Below are 14630 nucleotides of genomic sequence, written 5' to 3' on the forward strand. Positions count from 1 at the left end.
ATAAGTGAAATTAAGTTAATTTCTTTTAAAGTATTGTTGATGTTTAGCGTATTAAAATGGAATTCCTTTAAATTTGGCGCATGAAAAAAAATTTCTTCCCAATTTTAGCTGTGTGCTTTTTAGCTGCATGCGGTGACGGCGACCTACAGATTGAAGCTATTGATTTTGACGAAGGTTCCATACAATTTTGCAGTGGTGGACAAGAAGATACCGAAACAACCCTGTTTTTTAAGATTATTGGAGATGAAACACTTATTTTGGACCTACAAGCGAGCTTAATAGAAAATGAACCTTCGGACGACCCTATTATTAGCACTATACCTGCTCAATCCAATTTGACATACCGCCTTTTTTCAGATGATGTAACTCAGGCCTATTTTTGCGGAGAAGTTCCACCAGCTACACCAACTGTTGTTGAGGAAGTTCTGGCTACAGGTGGTTCCGTACAGATTATAACAACATTGGATACGATATCCAGAACGACAAAAACATATAACCATGAAATCACAATTCTGGAGGTGACCCTTGAGAACAGTCTTGGAGAAACCATAACGGACCAAACTGGAATTGAATTCGGTAATTATACGACTACGGAGGATAGTAGTGTTGGGCTGATTTTTTCCAATTTTAATAATGTCACGATAAGTTCATGCGAAGTGACAAACGAAAATATAACCTTGGTCAAAGTTTTAAATGATGAATTCCTTTCCTTTACGCTCCCAATAAGTCTTTTGGAGAACTCAGAGACTGGTGAAACACCTAGGGAGGCAAGTTTATCGGAGACCATTGTGTTCAAAAATGGTACAGCCATATCTGCAGTTACTGTGGACAGTGTTTGTGCAGGTAGTCTTTCTGACCTCGAAAATGAATTTTCCACAACGGAAGGAACAGTTTCTGTAACCACGACGGCATCAGAACCAAATTCTGAAGGAGTTGTTACGTATACCCATACCATTTCGCTGGTAAATTTTACGCTTCAGGATTTGAATGGGGCAAATGCCGGTACGTTTGATGATGAGCCATACGTATTTGGAGAATTCACTACCACTAACAGCTAATTATTTTGAAAAATGTAGACTTCTGTGGCACCCAATCCATATTTTTGGTAATCAGCGTCATAAAACTTTAGATTGTCATACTTTTTAAAAAGATAGAAAAGTTCTTCTTTCAACACGCCCTCACCTACCCCATGTATAAAGACCACTTTCTGTATGCGCTTTCTTATAGCAAAATCCAACTGTCTTTTAGCTGTTTCCAGTTGTAGGTTCAACATATCAAAATTGGTAAGTCCTCTAGTAGATTTCACCAATTGGTTGATGTGGAGGTCCACTTCCATTTTTGGAACATTTCTTTCTTTCTGTCTGGGAGCGATCACCTTTCTTTTCTTTGGTGATTCTTTTTCTTGTTTGACCTTGGCCACATCAAAATTGGACACTTGAATATCATTTTCGCTTTTGACCAATTCTCTTGATTGATATTGCAAAGAAAAACCATCAATGGTAGTTATGGTCACTAAATCCTCTTTTATGGATGTTACCTCACCAGAAATCGACTCATCCAAAACTTCCACCCAATCTCCGATAACAAGATTTGCCATAACTATTTGTGATTAAAAAAAATTTAAAAGTTTACACAATAACAAAAATAGTAGTATTTTTCTCGGAAGTAAATGGCGTTCATGTTTCAACAATTTATCCCTTTATTGGTAAAAGCCAAGGATTTTATGTTGCCCTGTCTTAACAAAAAACTGTTCGGGGTCGATTGCCCAGGGTGCGGTATGCAACGTTCCGCACATTTGCTTTTACAAGGAGAATTTATGGCTGCATTCAAAATGTATCCTGCCATTTATCCACTATTACTTTTATTCGTTTTTTTGATTATCAACACTTTTCTAAAATTTAAATACAACAATCAAACTATAATCGTGCTCAGCGTTTTAACGGTCGGTACTATTCTAATCAATTATTTACTTAAACTTATATATCAATAACTTTTAAAATTATGGAACAACAAAAATTACCCAACGTTACTATCAGTTTAGTTTTAGGCATCATATCATTTGCATGTTGCTGTTTAAGTTCAGGCCTTGGTGGTATTATCATGTCCGGTATTGCATTTTTTCTTTTGAGAAAGGATGAGCAAAAATATCAATCAAATCCTGAGATTTACACTAACTATAGTCAATTAAAAACAGCTAAAATAATTGCTATCATTGGATTGGTTTTAGGAGTGATAACTTTAATATGGACCATTATACAAATCAATCAAATGGGAGGTATTGACGGATATATGGAAAAAGTAAATGAGATGCTAGAGCAATACGGAATAGAACAATAACCAACTATTCAATAATTTATAATGGAAAACAATATGAACATGCCGCCCAAACCAGATAATTATCTGGTTTGGGCTATCTTAAGTACAATTTTTTGTTGTATAGGAACAGGAATAGCGAGTATTATTTACGCATCAAAAAGTAAATGAAGCTTATGCCAGGGGCGAATATGAAGAAGCGATAAAAGCATCTAAGAATGCAAAAATGTGGGCATTGATAGGAGCTGGTCTATCGCTTTTGATTTGGATTGTTTATTTCGCCATATTCGGACTTGCTTTTTTTAGCGGTATGGCAAATTCAGGAAGCTATTAAGAAATCGTTCTGGATAATATCTTTAGGAGTGTTGTCAATTTTGACAATACTCCTTTATTTTTCCTTTAATCCAGAGAATGGACTTTTTTTTCCTAAATGTCCATTTAATAATTATCTAGGAATCTACTGCTCGGGCTGTGGTAGCCAAAGGGCAATTCATGATTTGTTGCATTTTAGGATAGGGGAAGCATTGAGCCATAATATATTACTGCTTCCTGCACTAATAGTAATTGTTCAAGATCTTTCTGTAAGATTGGGTATTTTACATCAAAAAAGATTTCTTAACTATAGCTATTCTCCATTTATTGTTTTAGCTATAGTCCTACTCTTTATGATTCTTAGGAATATTAAGGTTTTTCCTTTCGAGTATCTAGCGCCTTAGTTGGCCACCTCACTAATAAATTTGAGCCGGTAGAGTCTTAGTTCCTCATCTTCGTAGTCACCATCAAACTCATCTATGGCCTGTGAAATGGAATCCGTTTCCGCTTCAAGAAAGTATTCATGGATTTCCTCTTGTTGATCTTCGTCCAAGACTTCATCAACCCAATAACCAATATTCAGTTTTGTACCACTGAATACAATTTGCTCCATTTCTTTGATAAGGTCCGGCAGTTCCAATCCTTTTGCCGAAGCAATATCATCCAAGGGCAGTTTTCTATCCACATTTTGAATGATATACAATTTTAGTCCAGAATTGGCTCCAGTGCTTTTTACCACAAGATCGTCTGGACGAATAATATCGTTCTCCTCTACATAATTTTCAATCAAATTAATGAAAGGTTTACCATACTTCTTGGCCTTTCCCTCTCCAACACCATGGATGGTCAAGAGCTCTTCAATTGTGATGGGATATTTTAAGGCCATGTCCTCCAGTGAAGGATCTTGAAAGACTACAAATGGCGGTACATCCATCCGTTTGGCCTCTCTTTTTCGTAAATCGCGCAATAGTTTCAATAAATTATCATCAGCTACTCCTCCACCTCCCGATTTACTAGCTGTGATAATGGCATCGTTGTTTTCTTCGCTGTAAACATGGTCCTTTGTCATTAAAAATGAAACTGGTTTTTGAAGAAAAACCCTTCCAGCTTCTGTTAAGTGTAGAATCCCGTATTGTTCAATTTCCTTCTTAAGCAGTCCTGCAACCAAAACTTGACGAACCAATGCCATCCAGTATGCTTCTTCTTTCTCCGAACCTATACCAAAAAAATCTTTTTCATCGGTCTTATGTGAAGATATCATGGCGTTGACCTTGCCTACCAACACCTTTACAATTTCTTTTGTTTTGTATTTTTCATTGGTGCAATCCACCACTTTTAAAAGCTTTGCGACTTCATTTTTAGCTTCTTCTTTTTCTTTGGGATTTCTGGTGTTATCGTCCATATCGGCTCCATCACCTTCTTCTTCGTCAAAATCCTCCCCAAAATAGTGCAGTATAAATTTTCTGCGGGACATGGATGTTTCCGCATACGCTACGATTTCCTGTAGCAATGCATTGCCTATCTCCTGTTCCGCTACAGGTTTCCCGGACATGAATTTTTCAAGTTTTTCCACGTCTTTATAGGAATAGAATGCCAAACAATGACCTTCGCCACCGTCCCTGCCAGCTCTACCCGTTTCTTGATAGTAGCTTTCTATACTTTTGGGAATATCATGATGGATAACAAAACGAACATCCGGTTTATCGATGCCCATACCAAACGCTATTGTGGCCACAACAACATCTACGTCTTCCATAAGAAACATATCTTGATATTTGGAACGTGTCTTTGCATCAAAACCAGCATGATAGGGAACCGCACTTACACCATTAACCTGTAGAACCTGCGCAAGTTCTTCGACCCGTTTTCTGCTTAAACAATAAATAATACCTGATTTACCTTGATTCTGTTTTACAAAACGGATAATATCGGCATCTACATTTTGGGTCTTGGGACGTACTTCATAAAACAAATTTGGTCTGTTGAACGATGCTTTGAATACTTTGGCATCCGTCATTCCAAGATTTTTGATGATGTCTTCCTGCACTTTTGGAGTAGCCGTTGCCGTGAGTCCAATTATTGGTATGTCATCTCCCAAACGGCTTATGATACTTTTAAGATTACGGTATTCCGGTCTAAAATCATGCCCCCATTCAGAAATACAGTGTGCTTCATCCACAGCTACAAAAGAAAGGGGAACGGCTTTTAAAAATTCAATATTTTCTTCTTTGGTCAAAGATTCAGGGGCAACGTACAACAATTTGGTTATTCCATTTCTTACATCTTCCTTTACTTGTTTCACTTCGGTTTTGGTTAAGGAAGAATTAAGTACATGTGCGATGCCATGATGTTCCGATACACCACGAATAGCATCGACTTGATTTTTCATCAACGCAATTAACGGGGATACCACTATAGAAGTACCTTCTTTCATAATAGCCGGTAGTTGGTAGCATAATGATTTGCCACCTCCCGTAGGCATTATTACGAAGGTATCCCTATCTTTAAGTATGTTCTGTATTACTTGTTCCTGTAGCCCCTTGAACTGTGAAAAACCAAAATATTTTTTAAGTGAAGCGTGCAAATCGGTGTTTATGAGACCCATTTCCGTATTTTCAATTTATACCAAACGACCTAAATAAGTAGGCTGCCAAATTTTTGTTTAGAGTTTTAATGTAAGCCTAGTAGCATTATCTTCTTAATAAATGGTTGTAAAAGATAGTTTGTTTAGTTTTGTAATCTTAAATATAAGATATTCTTTTAGGAATACAATTAGATAATCTATTTATTACCTTGAGCAACACCCAATCCATTTTATCCATTGCGAAAAGAACGCTAGAAACCGAGAGCAAGGCCATTCAAAATCTAGTCAACCTGCTCGATGAGCAATTTGCGCACGCTGTACAACATATCTTGGATTCACAAGGAAGGGTAATTGTATCAGGGGTGGGCAAAAGTGCCATAATAGCATCTAAAATTGTAGCAACCCTGAATTCTACGGGAACACCTGCCATTTTTATGCACGCGGCAGATGCCATTCACGGTGACTTGGGAACCATTCAAAAAAATGACGTGGTTATCTGTATTTCCAAAAGTGGTAATACTCCAGAGATAAAAGCATTGCTTCCTTTAATAAAAATTGGAAAAAATAAATTAATTGGCATTACGGGAAATATGGATTCTTTGTTGGCAAAACAAGCAGACTTTGCGCTGAGCACCTTTGTTGAAAAAGAAGCATGTCCCAATAACCTTGCACCTACCACAAGTACTTCGGCGCAACTGGCAATGGGTGATGCATTAGCAATCAGTCTTTTGGAGCTTAGAGGATTTAGCAGTGCTGATTTTGCAAAATATCACCCTGGTGGGGCTTTGGGAAAAAAACTTTATCTAAGGGTAGCGGACATTGTTGCAAACAATCAAAAACCACAAGTCGATATCAATTCCAGCGTAAAAGAGGTGATTGTTGAGATTTCAAAAAAAATGCTTGGTGTTACCGCGGTTATTGAAAACAATAGTGTTGTGGGCATTGTTACTGACGGTGACATACGTAGAATGCTCAGTAGATACGATAACATAAGTGGATTGAGAGCAAAAGATATCATGACCTCCAATCCCAAATCTGTGGATGTAGATATCTTAGCGGTCAAAGCTTTGGAAGTGCTCCAAGCAAAGGGAATATCGCAACTGCTTGCATTTGATGGTGATAGATACGAAGGGGTAGTACATATCCACAATCTCATAAATGAAGGGATCCTGTAATGGCAAAAACAGTGGAAAATCCAGATGAAATGTCCTTTTTGGACCATCTTGAGGAACTAAGATGGCATCTGATACGATCAGTTTTGGCAATAGTTATTATTGCTTGCGGTGCTTTTATAATGAAGGATTTCATTTTTGATACGGTCATTTTTGGACCAAAAAAAATGGATTTCCCTACCTATAGGTTCTTTTGCGAAATCGCCACCTTTTTTGGAATAGATTCTGAATTCTGTGCGGACACTTTGCCTTTTACCATACAGAATAGAACTATGGCAGGCCAGTTTTCCGCACACATCTGGACCTCTATTTGGGCTGGCTTCATTATTGCTTTCCCCTATGTTTTATGGGAGTTATGGCGGTTTATAAGTCCAGGGCTCCATCAAAATGAACGTAAACATTCAAGGGGTTTCATTCTAGTGGCTTCCGCACTTTTTTTTATGGGTGTATTGTTTGGCTATTATGTTGTGGCACCATTATCCATTAATTTTTTGGGTACTTACCAAGTAAGCAAAGAGGTTCTCAATGAAATTGATATAGGTTCCTTTATTGCTACCGTCAGAGCTTCCGTCATTGCTTGTGGAATTATGTTTGAGCTGCCAATCATCATTTACTTTTTAACAAAGGTTGGCTTGGTAACTCCGGAAATCCTGAAAAAGTATCGAAAAATTGCACTGGTCATCGTACTGATTCTCTCCGCAGTAATAACTCCACCGGATGTTGCGAGTCAAATAGTGGTTTCGGTCCCTGTATTAATATTATATCAAATCAGTATCTATATTTCTAAATGGGTTTTGAAAAGGGAATCTAAAAAAGAAAAAAGAAATGCAAAATAAAGTAGACGAGTTCAATTCCTATCGTTCTAGAATGAACGGGAAGTTATTGGCGGAAAACAACAAACTCATAAAACGTATTTTCAATCTGGATACCAATGCCTACATGGCCGGTGCACTGGATGTTAAAACTAAAGAACTATTGGGGCTTGTCGCTTCTGCTGTACTGAGATGCGATGATTGTGTAAAATACCATTTGGAAAATTCCAAAAAAGAAGGAGCGACCAAGGAAGAAGTTATGGAGACTCTGGGAATAGCTACTTTAATAGGAGGTACTATTGTTATTCCCCATCTACGAAAAGCCTATGAGTTTTGGGAAGCACTGGAAGAACATGGAGCTTAAAAAAAACCAAAAGTCCAGTACTGCAATAAAGAATATGTTTAGTTTTGGCAGATTCCTATGAAGTTAAGAGCTGATAATATTATGAAGGCCTATAGAGGTCGAAAAGTAGTTAAAGGAATTTCCCTAGAGGTCAACCAAGGTGAAATTGTAGGTCTTTTGGGCCCTAATGGGGCTGGTAAGACCACTTCTTTCTACATGATTGTTGGTTTGATAAAACCAAATGATGGGAAGATTTTTTTGGACACTATGGAAATTACCAATTTCCCCATGTACAAAAGAGCCCAAAACGGCATTGGTTATCTCGCCCAAGAAGCGTCTGTCTTTCGTAAGCTTAGTATTGAGAAGAATATATTGAGCGTACTACAACTCACCAAGCTAAGCAAGAAGGAACAACATATGAAGATGGAGTCTCTCATAGATGAGTTTGGATTGGGACACATTAGAAAAAATAGGGGTGACCTACTATCAGGTGGAGAAAGAAGACGTACCGAGATTGCACGTGCCCTTGCTACCGACCCCAAATTTATCTTATTGGATGAGCCTTTTGCAGGGGTAGACCCCGTAGCCGTTGAAGATATTCAACGTATCGTAGCCCAATTGAAAAACAAAAACATTGGTATTTTGATTACAGATCATAATGTTCAAGAAACTTTGGCCATAACGGAAAGATCTTATTTAATGTTTGAAGGAGGAATATTAAAAGCAGGCATTCCAGAAGATTTGGCGAAAGATGAAATGGTACGTAAGGTATATTTGGGCCAGAACTTTGAGCTAAGAAAAAAGAAACTGGATTTTTAAACTAATTTACTTCACCGCAAAGGTCAATGTGGCCCAGTTGGATTCGTAATCAATACCCTCTTCATCACTTTTTACCATATGGATTGTCGCAACGTACCAATTTCCAGCTTGGCTTGGCACTATTTGCAATACCCCATTTTCATCTGTTCTGGTAGAATTCTCATTTTCATGGGAATCCTTTCCTGGCATTGAGGTGCTAAAATGCACAATTTGATTTGCTAAAGGCTCTCCTCCACTCAACAATTGAAACGAAATCCGTTCTCCAGCTTTCGCATTGTAGGGATTGTCCATTGGAACAAATTCAATAGGAAAGCCGAAAACAGTTTTATATTGTTCACTTTTTTTATCTCCGACCTGAAAAAGCATCTTCACATGTTTAGAGTATTTTTCTCTTGCTCCGGAATTATGAACACTTTCTTCTTTTCTTTCCTCGAGTACCTTTTCCAAACCTTCATGTTCCAGATAGTTATTAAAATCTTGGGCGTTCATTTCCAAAATTCTCGAAAGGGTTGAAATACCTGCCGCATATGTGCCGCCCCCTCCTGACTTAAATCTTAAATAGGTTACGTTTTCCTTATCATAGTAATTTTCCTCACCAACTATTTTTTGGTAATCAGGTCCAATAATTCGTGCATCTGAAATCCTATCGCGCGTAATCACATTCTCGCTTTTGTCAAAAGTACCGTTGAAAAGATACAGCTCACTGGCTTGGCCAGCATCTAAAAAATAAGCATCCGTTTTTAAAAATAACTCATGGGAAGAAAGAAAGACGGATGTAATGACTAAAAACAATAAAGCAACTATTCGTTTCATATCGATAAAGTATAAAATTGAACCACCTATTCAAAAAACTACTAGGTACCACAAAAATAAATCACCCTTTTGGCGTTAGCAAAGAAGTAACAACATAAAATAGGATGATTATAGGAATTGCCAAAAACTTTAACGTCAACAACAGAATTAAACTACCGATTACAAAAAGATAGCGCAACCCATTGTCCCTAAAACTCCAATTTTTAAACTTTAGGGCAAAAAGTTCTATTCTGGAATTGAGCAAGAAAGCACTGATTAATGTCAATGCCATTAAAAACCATTGATTTAGAATAACTCCATTAAGCACATCATTGTTATGGTAAAGAAGAATTAATGGCAGTGAAAGTATCAATAGTGCATTTGCTGGGGTTGGCAACCCAATAAAAGAGGAAACCTGATTTTCGTCCACATTGAATTTAGCGAGACGGTATGCAGAACCTAGAGTAATTATAAATCCAAAAAATGGTAATAAGGTTATATCGGTGCCATGACCAAAGAAACCCATGTTCCACCCTCCGGTTTCGGCCATTTTCAGCAATTGAAACATAACTATACCAGGTACCAATCCACTGGTAACCATATCTGCCAAAGAATCCAATTGTACTCCTACTTCGCTCTGGACTTTCAGGATTCTGGCTGCCAATCCATCAAAAAAATCAAAGAATATTCCAAAAAACACGAAAAGTGCGGCCAATTCCAAATGATTGAGCACTGCAAATACCGTAGCTGCGCAACCACTAAAAAGATTGAGCAATGTTATAAAATTGGGAATATATTGCTTCATGAAATTAGATTTCAGTAAAAATAAGGTAAAAAACAAAGTGGTGGATTTTCATGTTACACCTTGTGTTATTTATTCTGATATTTGCGCCGATATTATTTCAAATGAAGCAAAGCATATTATTTTTGGCATTAATTCTTATGGTCGGAAAAAGTGCATTCTCACAAGTTCCGACCCTCTCAGAAAAATCCAAGGTCAGCTTATTGACATGTGCGGCAGGTGATGAGCTGTACTATGCTTTTGGACATAGCGCTTTTCGGGTTCAAGACCCAACCCTGGGTATCGACGTGGTTTATAATTATGGGACCTTTGATTTTAACCGACCAAATTTCTATCTAAACTTTGTAAAGGGTAAATTGATCTATTCCCTTTCTAGAAGAAATTTTGATAGCTTTCTTTTTGAATATGAACTGGAAAAGAGATGGGTCAAAGAACAAATTTTTGATTTATCCTTAGCCGAGCGAAATGAAATGCTTCAATTTTTTGAAAACAACTATTTACCAGAGAACCGAGACTACCTTTATGACCCACTTTTAAATAATTGTTCCAGTATTGTGGGCGATATATTGATTGATCAATTTGGCGATTCCATTAATTTTGATGGCTCTTATCTTGAAAAGAGATATACATTCAGGGAACTTGTAAGACAGCATTTAAAAATAAACTCGTGGTCAGCTTTTGGTATTGATTTGGCGTTTGGTTCCGTAGTGGATAGAAAAGCTACGCTAAAAGAACATATGTTCTTACCTTATTATGCCATGAAACAGATAAGGAATACTACAAAAGACGGTAAACCATTACTAGAGAGGGAGCGTATCGTTTTGGACTATGGTAAGTATGTAAAAAATGGTTCTTTTGCTGCATCCCCCTTGTTCTGGTTCATATTGCTGTTCTTATTCACGGGAGTCATAACCTATGTCGATTATAAGCACAAAACAAGAAGTCGGTGGCTTGACTTTTCCCTGTTCTTAATTACCGGTTTGATAGGTTTGTGTTTGATGTTGCTCTGGTTGGCCACAGACCATACGTCTACCCCTAAAAATTTCAATGTTCTCTGGGCCGTTCCTTTTCATATTTTTATTGCCTTTGTTATTATTTTCCAAAAACAACTTCCAAATTGGTTTTCTAAATATATATGGTTTGCCATAGCGTCTTTGGGGGTACTGATTATTTTGTGGATTGCAGAAATTCAGGTTTTTTCACCTGTCTTGGTTCCCATACTTTTAACTATGGCCATTCGGTACGGTTATCTCCTTAAATTTTCAAAGCCGTAACTTGCCAAACTAATTTTTTATAATGAATCTGCTAACAGTAGAGAATATATCCAAGTCTTACGGCGAATTGGTTCTTTTTTCCAATATTTCCTTCGGAATCAATAATGACCAAAAGATTGCACTCATTGCCAAAAATGGTAGTGGTAAAACATCGATACTGAATATTATTTCAGGAAAGGACGCATCAGAAACAGGCTTGGTCACCAAGCGTAAAGGAATCAAAATTGCCTTTTTGGAACAAGAACCCAACTTAAACCCAGATTTAACTGTAGAAGAAACCATTTTTGATACAGATAGTGAAATCTTAAAGGTTATCGCCAATTACGAGCATGCTGTACAAAATCCCGAAGATTCCGATGCTTATCAAAAAGCCTTTGAAGCAATGGAACGTTTGAACGCGTGGGATTTTGAAACACAGTACAAGCAGATTCTCTTTAAACTAAATTTGGATAAACTGGACCTAAAAGTACGTATGCTTTCAGGTGGACAGAAGAAAAGACTGGCCCTGGCCAATGTACTTCTCAATAAACCCGATCTGCTCATTTTGGACGAACCAACAAATCATTTGGATCTAGAAATGATAGAATGGCTGGAAGCTTATTTTTCCAAAGAAAATATTTCACTCTTCATGGTTACCCACGACCGCTATTTTTTAGAGCGTGTCTGCAATGAGATCATAGAATTGGATAACAATCAATTGTTCAACTACAAAGGGAATTACTCTTACTACCTACGTGAAAAAGATTCCCGTCTTGAACGGGAGGCCGTGGAACAACACAAGTCTAAATTACTTTTTAAAAAAGAACTGGATTGGATGCGAAGACAGCCCAAGGCCCGAACCACAAAATCCAAATCCCGCATTGATGATTTCAAAGAAATAAAGCAAAGGGCACACCAAAGAAGAACGGACCACCAAATACAGCTGGAATTGAATATGGAGCGTCTGGGAAGTAAAATTCTAGAACTTCATAATGTTTCCAAATCTTTTGAGGACAAAACGATTTTAGAAAAGTTCGATTATAGTTTCACCAAAGGCGAACGGGTTGGAATCATAGGAAAGAACGGCACGGGGAAGTCCACGTTTTTAAATATAATTACCCAAAAAGAAAGTGTGGATGGGGGTAAAGTTATTGTTGGCGATACTTTAAAATTTGGTTATTACACCCAAAAGGGAATTCATGTAAAAGAAGGCCAAAAAGTAATCGATGTCATTCGGGAATTTGGGGATTTCATTCCACTGAAAAAAGGAAAGCAAATATCGGCCCAGCAATTATTGGAGCGTTTTCTTTTCGATAGAAAAAAACAATATGATTTTGTGGAAAAACTGAGCGGTGGTGAACGCAAACGCCTTTACCTATGTACCGTCTTAATTCAAAATCCTAATTTTTTGATTTTAGATGAACCCACCAATGATTTGGATATTGTAACGCTCAACGTACTGGAAAGTTTTCTGTTGGATTTTCCCGGCTGCCTGATCGTAGTGTCGCATGACCGTTATTTTATGGACAAGATAGTGGACCATTTATTTATTTTTAAGGGTGATGGAATCATAGAAGATTTTCCGGGCAATTACTCTGATTATCGTATTTATGAGGGTAGTAAAGTTATTTCTGAGCGGGAGTCCAAAGCTATTGAAAGCGGCAAAAAATCTGAAAGAACCCATTGGAAGGAAAAAGACAGTTCACAAAAATTGTCCTATCAAGAGCAAAAAGAATATAACAAGTTGGAAAAGGAAATCCAAAAGTTGGAAGAACAAAAAGCAATCCTTCAGAACAAGTTTGTTGATTCTAATTTGAATGGGGACGAAATAGCAAAGCTATCCATTGAGTTAAAGGAAATTTCAGATAATGTAGAGAAAAAAACTGAACGTTGGTTTGAGCTTTCCGCTATTTTGGAAAATTAATTTTATGTCGTTCAGAACCTGTCTTTGTAAGCAGACAGCGGAGAGAGGTGTTTTATAATGTATAAAAAAACGGTTCTTGATTGCACTCAAACTGACAAGATATATTGTTATGTTCCAAACTATAAATTATTTAAAATTTCTTCTGAAATCTACCAATCAACATGGTGTCCATTCCCCTTTTATCTACAACTATGTTACCAAATGTCTGTATGCTGAAAAGATGATATCCAACATCAAGGCACACAACGTGCTGCTCAAGACTATTGGTTATTTTGGCTTCGAAAATATCTGCGTGTCAGGAGCACGGCACTTGGCGGTAGACATCAAGAAATCATATCCAAACTCCAAGTTGAATACAAATCGTATCGATATTTTATACACGGAAGAATTACATCCTGATAAAATGGAAAAAATGTTAGCTCAAAAAAAATTTCATAACAACAGCGTTATCCTCATCAATTCCATCCATAAGGATGTCCAAAAAAATCAATCTTGGGAAAAACTTATTGCTTTGCCAACCATAACGGTAAGTATAGATATGTTTTATTTAGGTGCTTTGTTCATACGAAAAGAACAGGTAAAAGAGCATTTTACCGTTCGGATTTAAAAAAGTAAATTTAATTATCAAAGAATTTCTTAAATGAGCGATATAATTTATTATGTTTTTGGTGTTTTGGCCATTATTTATTTGGCTATTCTTTTTAAAAATCGAAGAGGTTCAAGAAATAGAAAGTCACGAAAGTTTATGGATGGAAAAAGAAGGCACAAAGATTCTTAATAAATAAGCTATACTGAATAGTGTACAATTAGCAATTAGCAATTAGCAATTAGCAATTAGCAATTAGCAATTAGCAATTAGCAATTAGCAAAAATATTTAATAATAAACACTGACTACTGATTTCTGACTACTGAATACTGACAAAAAAGAACATGAAGATATATACAAAAACAGGCGATAAGGCTACGACGGCACTTTTTACGGGCAAACGAGTTCCCAAACACCATATTCGCATAGAGAGCTATGGAACCATTGACGAGCTTAATTCACATCTTGGATTGGTAAGAGATCAAGAAATCGATTCACGTTCCAAAAAAATTCTGGCAGTTATTCAGAATAAACTTTTTACCGTGGGTGCTATTTTGGCCACCGAACCCAACAAGGAAAATCGTTTAAAAATACCGAGGATACAGGAAAACGACATTGAACTTCTGGAAAAGGAGATGGACAATATGAACAAGGAACTACCGGAAATGACCCACTTTATATTGCCGGGGGGGCACACCACCGTGTCATACTGCCATATTGCCAGAACAGTTTGCCGTAGAGCAGAACGAATGATTTCCTATCTGCACGAGAACGAACCAGTGCCCGAAGGTGTTTTAATGTATGTTAACCGCCTTTCTGACTATATTTTTGTATTGGCACGAAAGTTGTCAAAAGATTTGCATGCAGAAGAGGTCAAGTGGGTTCCTGAGAAAATAGGCTAATAAATCCCCGTTTTC

Annotated in this window: 18 protein-coding genes and 1 pseudogene; 15 read left to right on the forward strand and 4 right to left on the reverse strand. The window is 37.2% G+C overall.

Annotated features, from left to right (window positions below; genetic code table 11):
- Positions 1-80 precede the first annotated feature (80 nt).
- Positions 81-1058, forward strand: coding sequence for a hypothetical protein (locus tag HME9304_RS17060; RefSeq protein ID WP_206170483.1), 978 nt, complete (start codon positions 81-83; stop codon positions 1056-1058).
- Here HME9304_RS17060 and HME9304_RS01705 read toward each other — a convergent pair.
- Complete coding sequence (locus HME9304_RS01705) at positions 1055-1597, reverse strand: Smr/MutS family protein (RefSeq protein WP_112376947.1); 543 nt, start codon at positions 1595-1597, stop codon at positions 1055-1057. The genes HME9304_RS17060 and HME9304_RS01705 overlap by 4 nt on opposite strands.
- A gap of 81 nt (positions 1598-1678) precedes the next feature.
- Between HME9304_RS01705 and HME9304_RS01710 the strand changes: the two genes are divergently transcribed.
- From HME9304_RS01710 to HME9304_RS17260, 5 genes and pseudogenes are all read left to right on the forward strand, one after another.
- A complete protein-coding gene (locus HME9304_RS01710; protein ID WP_112379693.1) occupies positions 1679-1990 on the forward strand; it encodes a DUF2752 domain-containing protein in 312 nt (103 codons plus the stop codon).
- A gap of 11 nt (positions 1991-2001) precedes the next feature.
- A complete protein-coding gene (locus HME9304_RS01715; protein WP_112376948.1) occupies positions 2002-2337 on the forward strand; it encodes a CCC motif membrane protein in 336 nt (111 codons plus the stop codon).
- A 39-nt stretch (positions 2338-2376) separates the two neighbouring features.
- Positions 2377-2484: a CD225/dispanin family protein gene (locus tag HME9304_RS17250; RefSeq protein WP_417935251.1), complete on the forward strand. Its 108-nt coding sequence runs from the start codon at positions 2377-2379 to the stop codon at positions 2482-2484.
- A gap of 1 nt (position 2485) precedes the next feature.
- Positions 2486-2647: pseudogene (locus tag HME9304_RS17255) on the forward strand (CD225/dispanin family protein); the annotation flags it as partial.
- 28 nt (positions 2648-2675) lie between these two features.
- Positions 2676-3029, forward strand: a complete 354-nt coding sequence (locus tag HME9304_RS17260) for a DUF2752 domain-containing protein (protein WP_417935237.1) — start codon at positions 2676-2678, stop codon at positions 3027-3029.
- On the opposite strand, the gene recQ is transcribed toward HME9304_RS17260, so the two are convergent.
- Positions 3026-5230, reverse strand: a complete 2205-nt coding sequence (recQ, locus tag HME9304_RS01730; protein WP_112376950.1) for a DNA helicase RecQ — start codon at positions 5228-5230, stop codon at positions 3026-3028. The genes HME9304_RS17260 and recQ overlap by 4 nt on opposite strands.
- 188 nt (positions 5231-5418) lie before the next feature.
- Between recQ and HME9304_RS01735 the strand changes: the two genes are divergently transcribed.
- From HME9304_RS01735 to lptB, 4 genes are read left to right on the forward strand one after another with little or no spacing between them, the layout of a single operon-like run.
- On the forward strand, positions 5419-6384 hold the full coding sequence (locus tag HME9304_RS01735) for a KpsF/GutQ family sugar-phosphate isomerase (protein WP_112376951.1): 966 nt from the start codon (positions 5419-5421) through the stop codon (positions 6382-6384).
- Complete coding sequence (gene tatC, locus HME9304_RS01740; RefSeq protein ID WP_112376952.1) at positions 6384-7217, forward strand: twin-arginine translocase subunit TatC; 834 nt, start codon at positions 6384-6386, stop codon at positions 7215-7217. The genes HME9304_RS01735 and tatC overlap by 1 nt, the downstream gene beginning before the upstream one ends.
- On the forward strand, positions 7207-7557 hold the full coding sequence (locus HME9304_RS01745; protein ID WP_112376953.1) for a carboxymuconolactone decarboxylase family protein: 351 nt from the start codon (positions 7207-7209) through the stop codon (positions 7555-7557). Before tatC ends, HME9304_RS01745 begins: the two co-directional genes overlap by 11 nt.
- Positions 7558-7614: 57 nt before the next feature.
- Positions 7615-8355 carry an LPS export ABC transporter ATP-binding protein gene (lptB, locus tag HME9304_RS01750; protein ID WP_112376954.1) on the forward strand — a complete coding sequence of 247 codons (741 nt, stop codon included), beginning with the start codon at positions 7615-7617 and terminating at the stop codon, positions 8353-8355.
- A gap of 6 nt (positions 8356-8361) precedes the next feature.
- Here lptB and HME9304_RS01755 read toward each other — a convergent pair whose 3' ends face one another.
- Both HME9304_RS01755 and HME9304_RS01760 read right to left on the reverse strand, forming a co-directional pair.
- Positions 8362-9168 (reverse strand): DUF4198 domain-containing protein, encoded by an 807-nt coding sequence (locus HME9304_RS01755; RefSeq protein ID WP_112376955.1) that lies wholly within the window; start codon positions 9166-9168, stop codon positions 8362-8364.
- A 61-nt stretch (positions 9169-9229) separates the two neighbouring features.
- A complete protein-coding gene (locus tag HME9304_RS01760; RefSeq protein WP_112376956.1) occupies positions 9230-9952 on the reverse strand; it encodes a CDP-alcohol phosphatidyltransferase family protein in 723 nt (240 codons plus the stop codon).
- Positions 9953-10053: 101 nt separating this feature from the next.
- Between HME9304_RS01760 and HME9304_RS01765 the strand changes: the two genes are divergently transcribed.
- From HME9304_RS01765 to HME9304_RS01780, 5 genes are all read left to right on the forward strand, one after another.
- Positions 10054-11223, forward strand: a complete 1170-nt coding sequence (locus tag HME9304_RS01765) for a lipoprotein N-acyltransferase Lnb domain-containing protein (protein ID WP_239023371.1) — start codon at positions 10054-10056, stop codon at positions 11221-11223.
- 22 nt (positions 11224-11245) lie between these two features.
- Complete coding sequence (locus HME9304_RS01770) at positions 11246-13126, forward strand: ABC-F family ATP-binding cassette domain-containing protein (RefSeq protein WP_112376958.1); 1881 nt, start codon at positions 11246-11248, stop codon at positions 13124-13126.
- A 109-nt stretch (positions 13127-13235) separates the two neighbouring features.
- Positions 13236-13733, forward strand: coding sequence for a hypothetical protein (locus HME9304_RS01775; protein WP_123877309.1), 498 nt, complete (start codon positions 13236-13238; stop codon positions 13731-13733).
- Between the two features lie 33 nt (positions 13734-13766).
- A complete protein-coding gene (locus HME9304_RS16860) occupies positions 13767-13904 on the forward strand; it encodes a hypothetical protein (RefSeq protein WP_164674710.1) in 138 nt (45 codons plus the stop codon).
- 153 nt (positions 13905-14057) lie between these two features.
- Positions 14058-14615, forward strand: a complete 558-nt coding sequence (locus tag HME9304_RS01780; protein ID WP_112376960.1) for a cob(I)yrinic acid a,c-diamide adenosyltransferase — start codon at positions 14058-14060, stop codon at positions 14613-14615.
- Positions 14616-14630: the final 15 nt, after the last annotated feature.

Origin of the sequence: Flagellimonas maritima (assembly GCF_003269425.1) — a bacterium.
Lineage (GTDB): Bacteria > Bacteroidota > Bacteroidia > Flavobacteriales > Flavobacteriaceae > Flagellimonas > Flagellimonas maritima.

Bases quoted from the DNA above. Each gene is read 5' to 3' on its own strand.
- HME9304_RS16860 (WP_164674710.1), top strand. From the start codon at position 13,767: ATGAGCGATATAATTTATTATGTTTTTGGTGTTTTGGCCATTATTTAT.
- HME9304_RS01765 (WP_239023371.1), top strand. From the start codon at position 10,054: ATGAAGCAAAGCATATTATTTTTGGCATTAATTCTTATGGTCGGAAAA.
- HME9304_RS01710 (WP_112379693.1), top strand. From the start codon at position 1,679: ATGTTTCAACAATTTATCCCTTTATTGGTAAAAGCCAAGGATTTTATG.
- HME9304_RS01705 (WP_112376947.1), bottom strand. From the start codon at position 1,597: ATGGCAAATCTTGTTATCGGAGATTGGGTGGAAGTTTTGGATGAGTCG.
- HME9304_RS01715 (WP_112376948.1), top strand. From the start codon at position 2,002: ATGGAACAACAAAAATTACCCAACGTTACTATCAGTTTAGTTTTAGGC.
- tatC (WP_112376952.1), top strand. From the start codon at position 6,384: ATGGCAAAAACAGTGGAAAATCCAGATGAAATGTCCTTTTTGGACCAT.
- HME9304_RS01760 (WP_112376956.1), bottom strand. From the start codon at position 9,952: ATGAAGCAATATATTCCCAATTTTATAACATTGCTCAATCTTTTTAGT.
- HME9304_RS01755 (WP_112376955.1), bottom strand. From the start codon at position 9,168: ATGAAACGAATAGTTGCTTTATTGTTTTTAGTCATTACATCCGTCTTT.
- HME9304_RS01775 (WP_123877309.1), top strand. From the start codon at position 13,236: ATGTTCCAAACTATAAATTATTTAAAATTTCTTCTGAAATCTACCAAT.
- HME9304_RS01780 (WP_112376960.1), top strand. From the start codon at position 14,058: ATGAAGATATATACAAAAACAGGCGATAAGGCTACGACGGCACTTTTT.
- HME9304_RS01745 (WP_112376953.1), top strand. From the start codon at position 7,207: ATGCAAAATAAAGTAGACGAGTTCAATTCCTATCGTTCTAGAATGAAC.
- recQ (WP_112376950.1), bottom strand. From the start codon at position 5,230: ATGGGTCTCATAAACACCGATTTGCACGCTTCACTTAAAAAATATTTT.
- HME9304_RS17250 (WP_417935251.1), top strand. From the start codon at position 2,377: ATGCCGCCCAAACCAGATAATTATCTGGTTTGGGCTATCTTAAGTACA.
- HME9304_RS01770 (WP_112376958.1), top strand. From the start codon at position 11,246: ATGAATCTGCTAACAGTAGAGAATATATCCAAGTCTTACGGCGAATTG.
- HME9304_RS17060 (WP_206170483.1), top strand. From the start codon at position 81: ATGAAAAAAAATTTCTTCCCAATTTTAGCTGTGTGCTTTTTAGCTGCA.
- lptB (WP_112376954.1), top strand. From the start codon at position 7,615: ATGAAGTTAAGAGCTGATAATATTATGAAGGCCTATAGAGGTCGAAAA.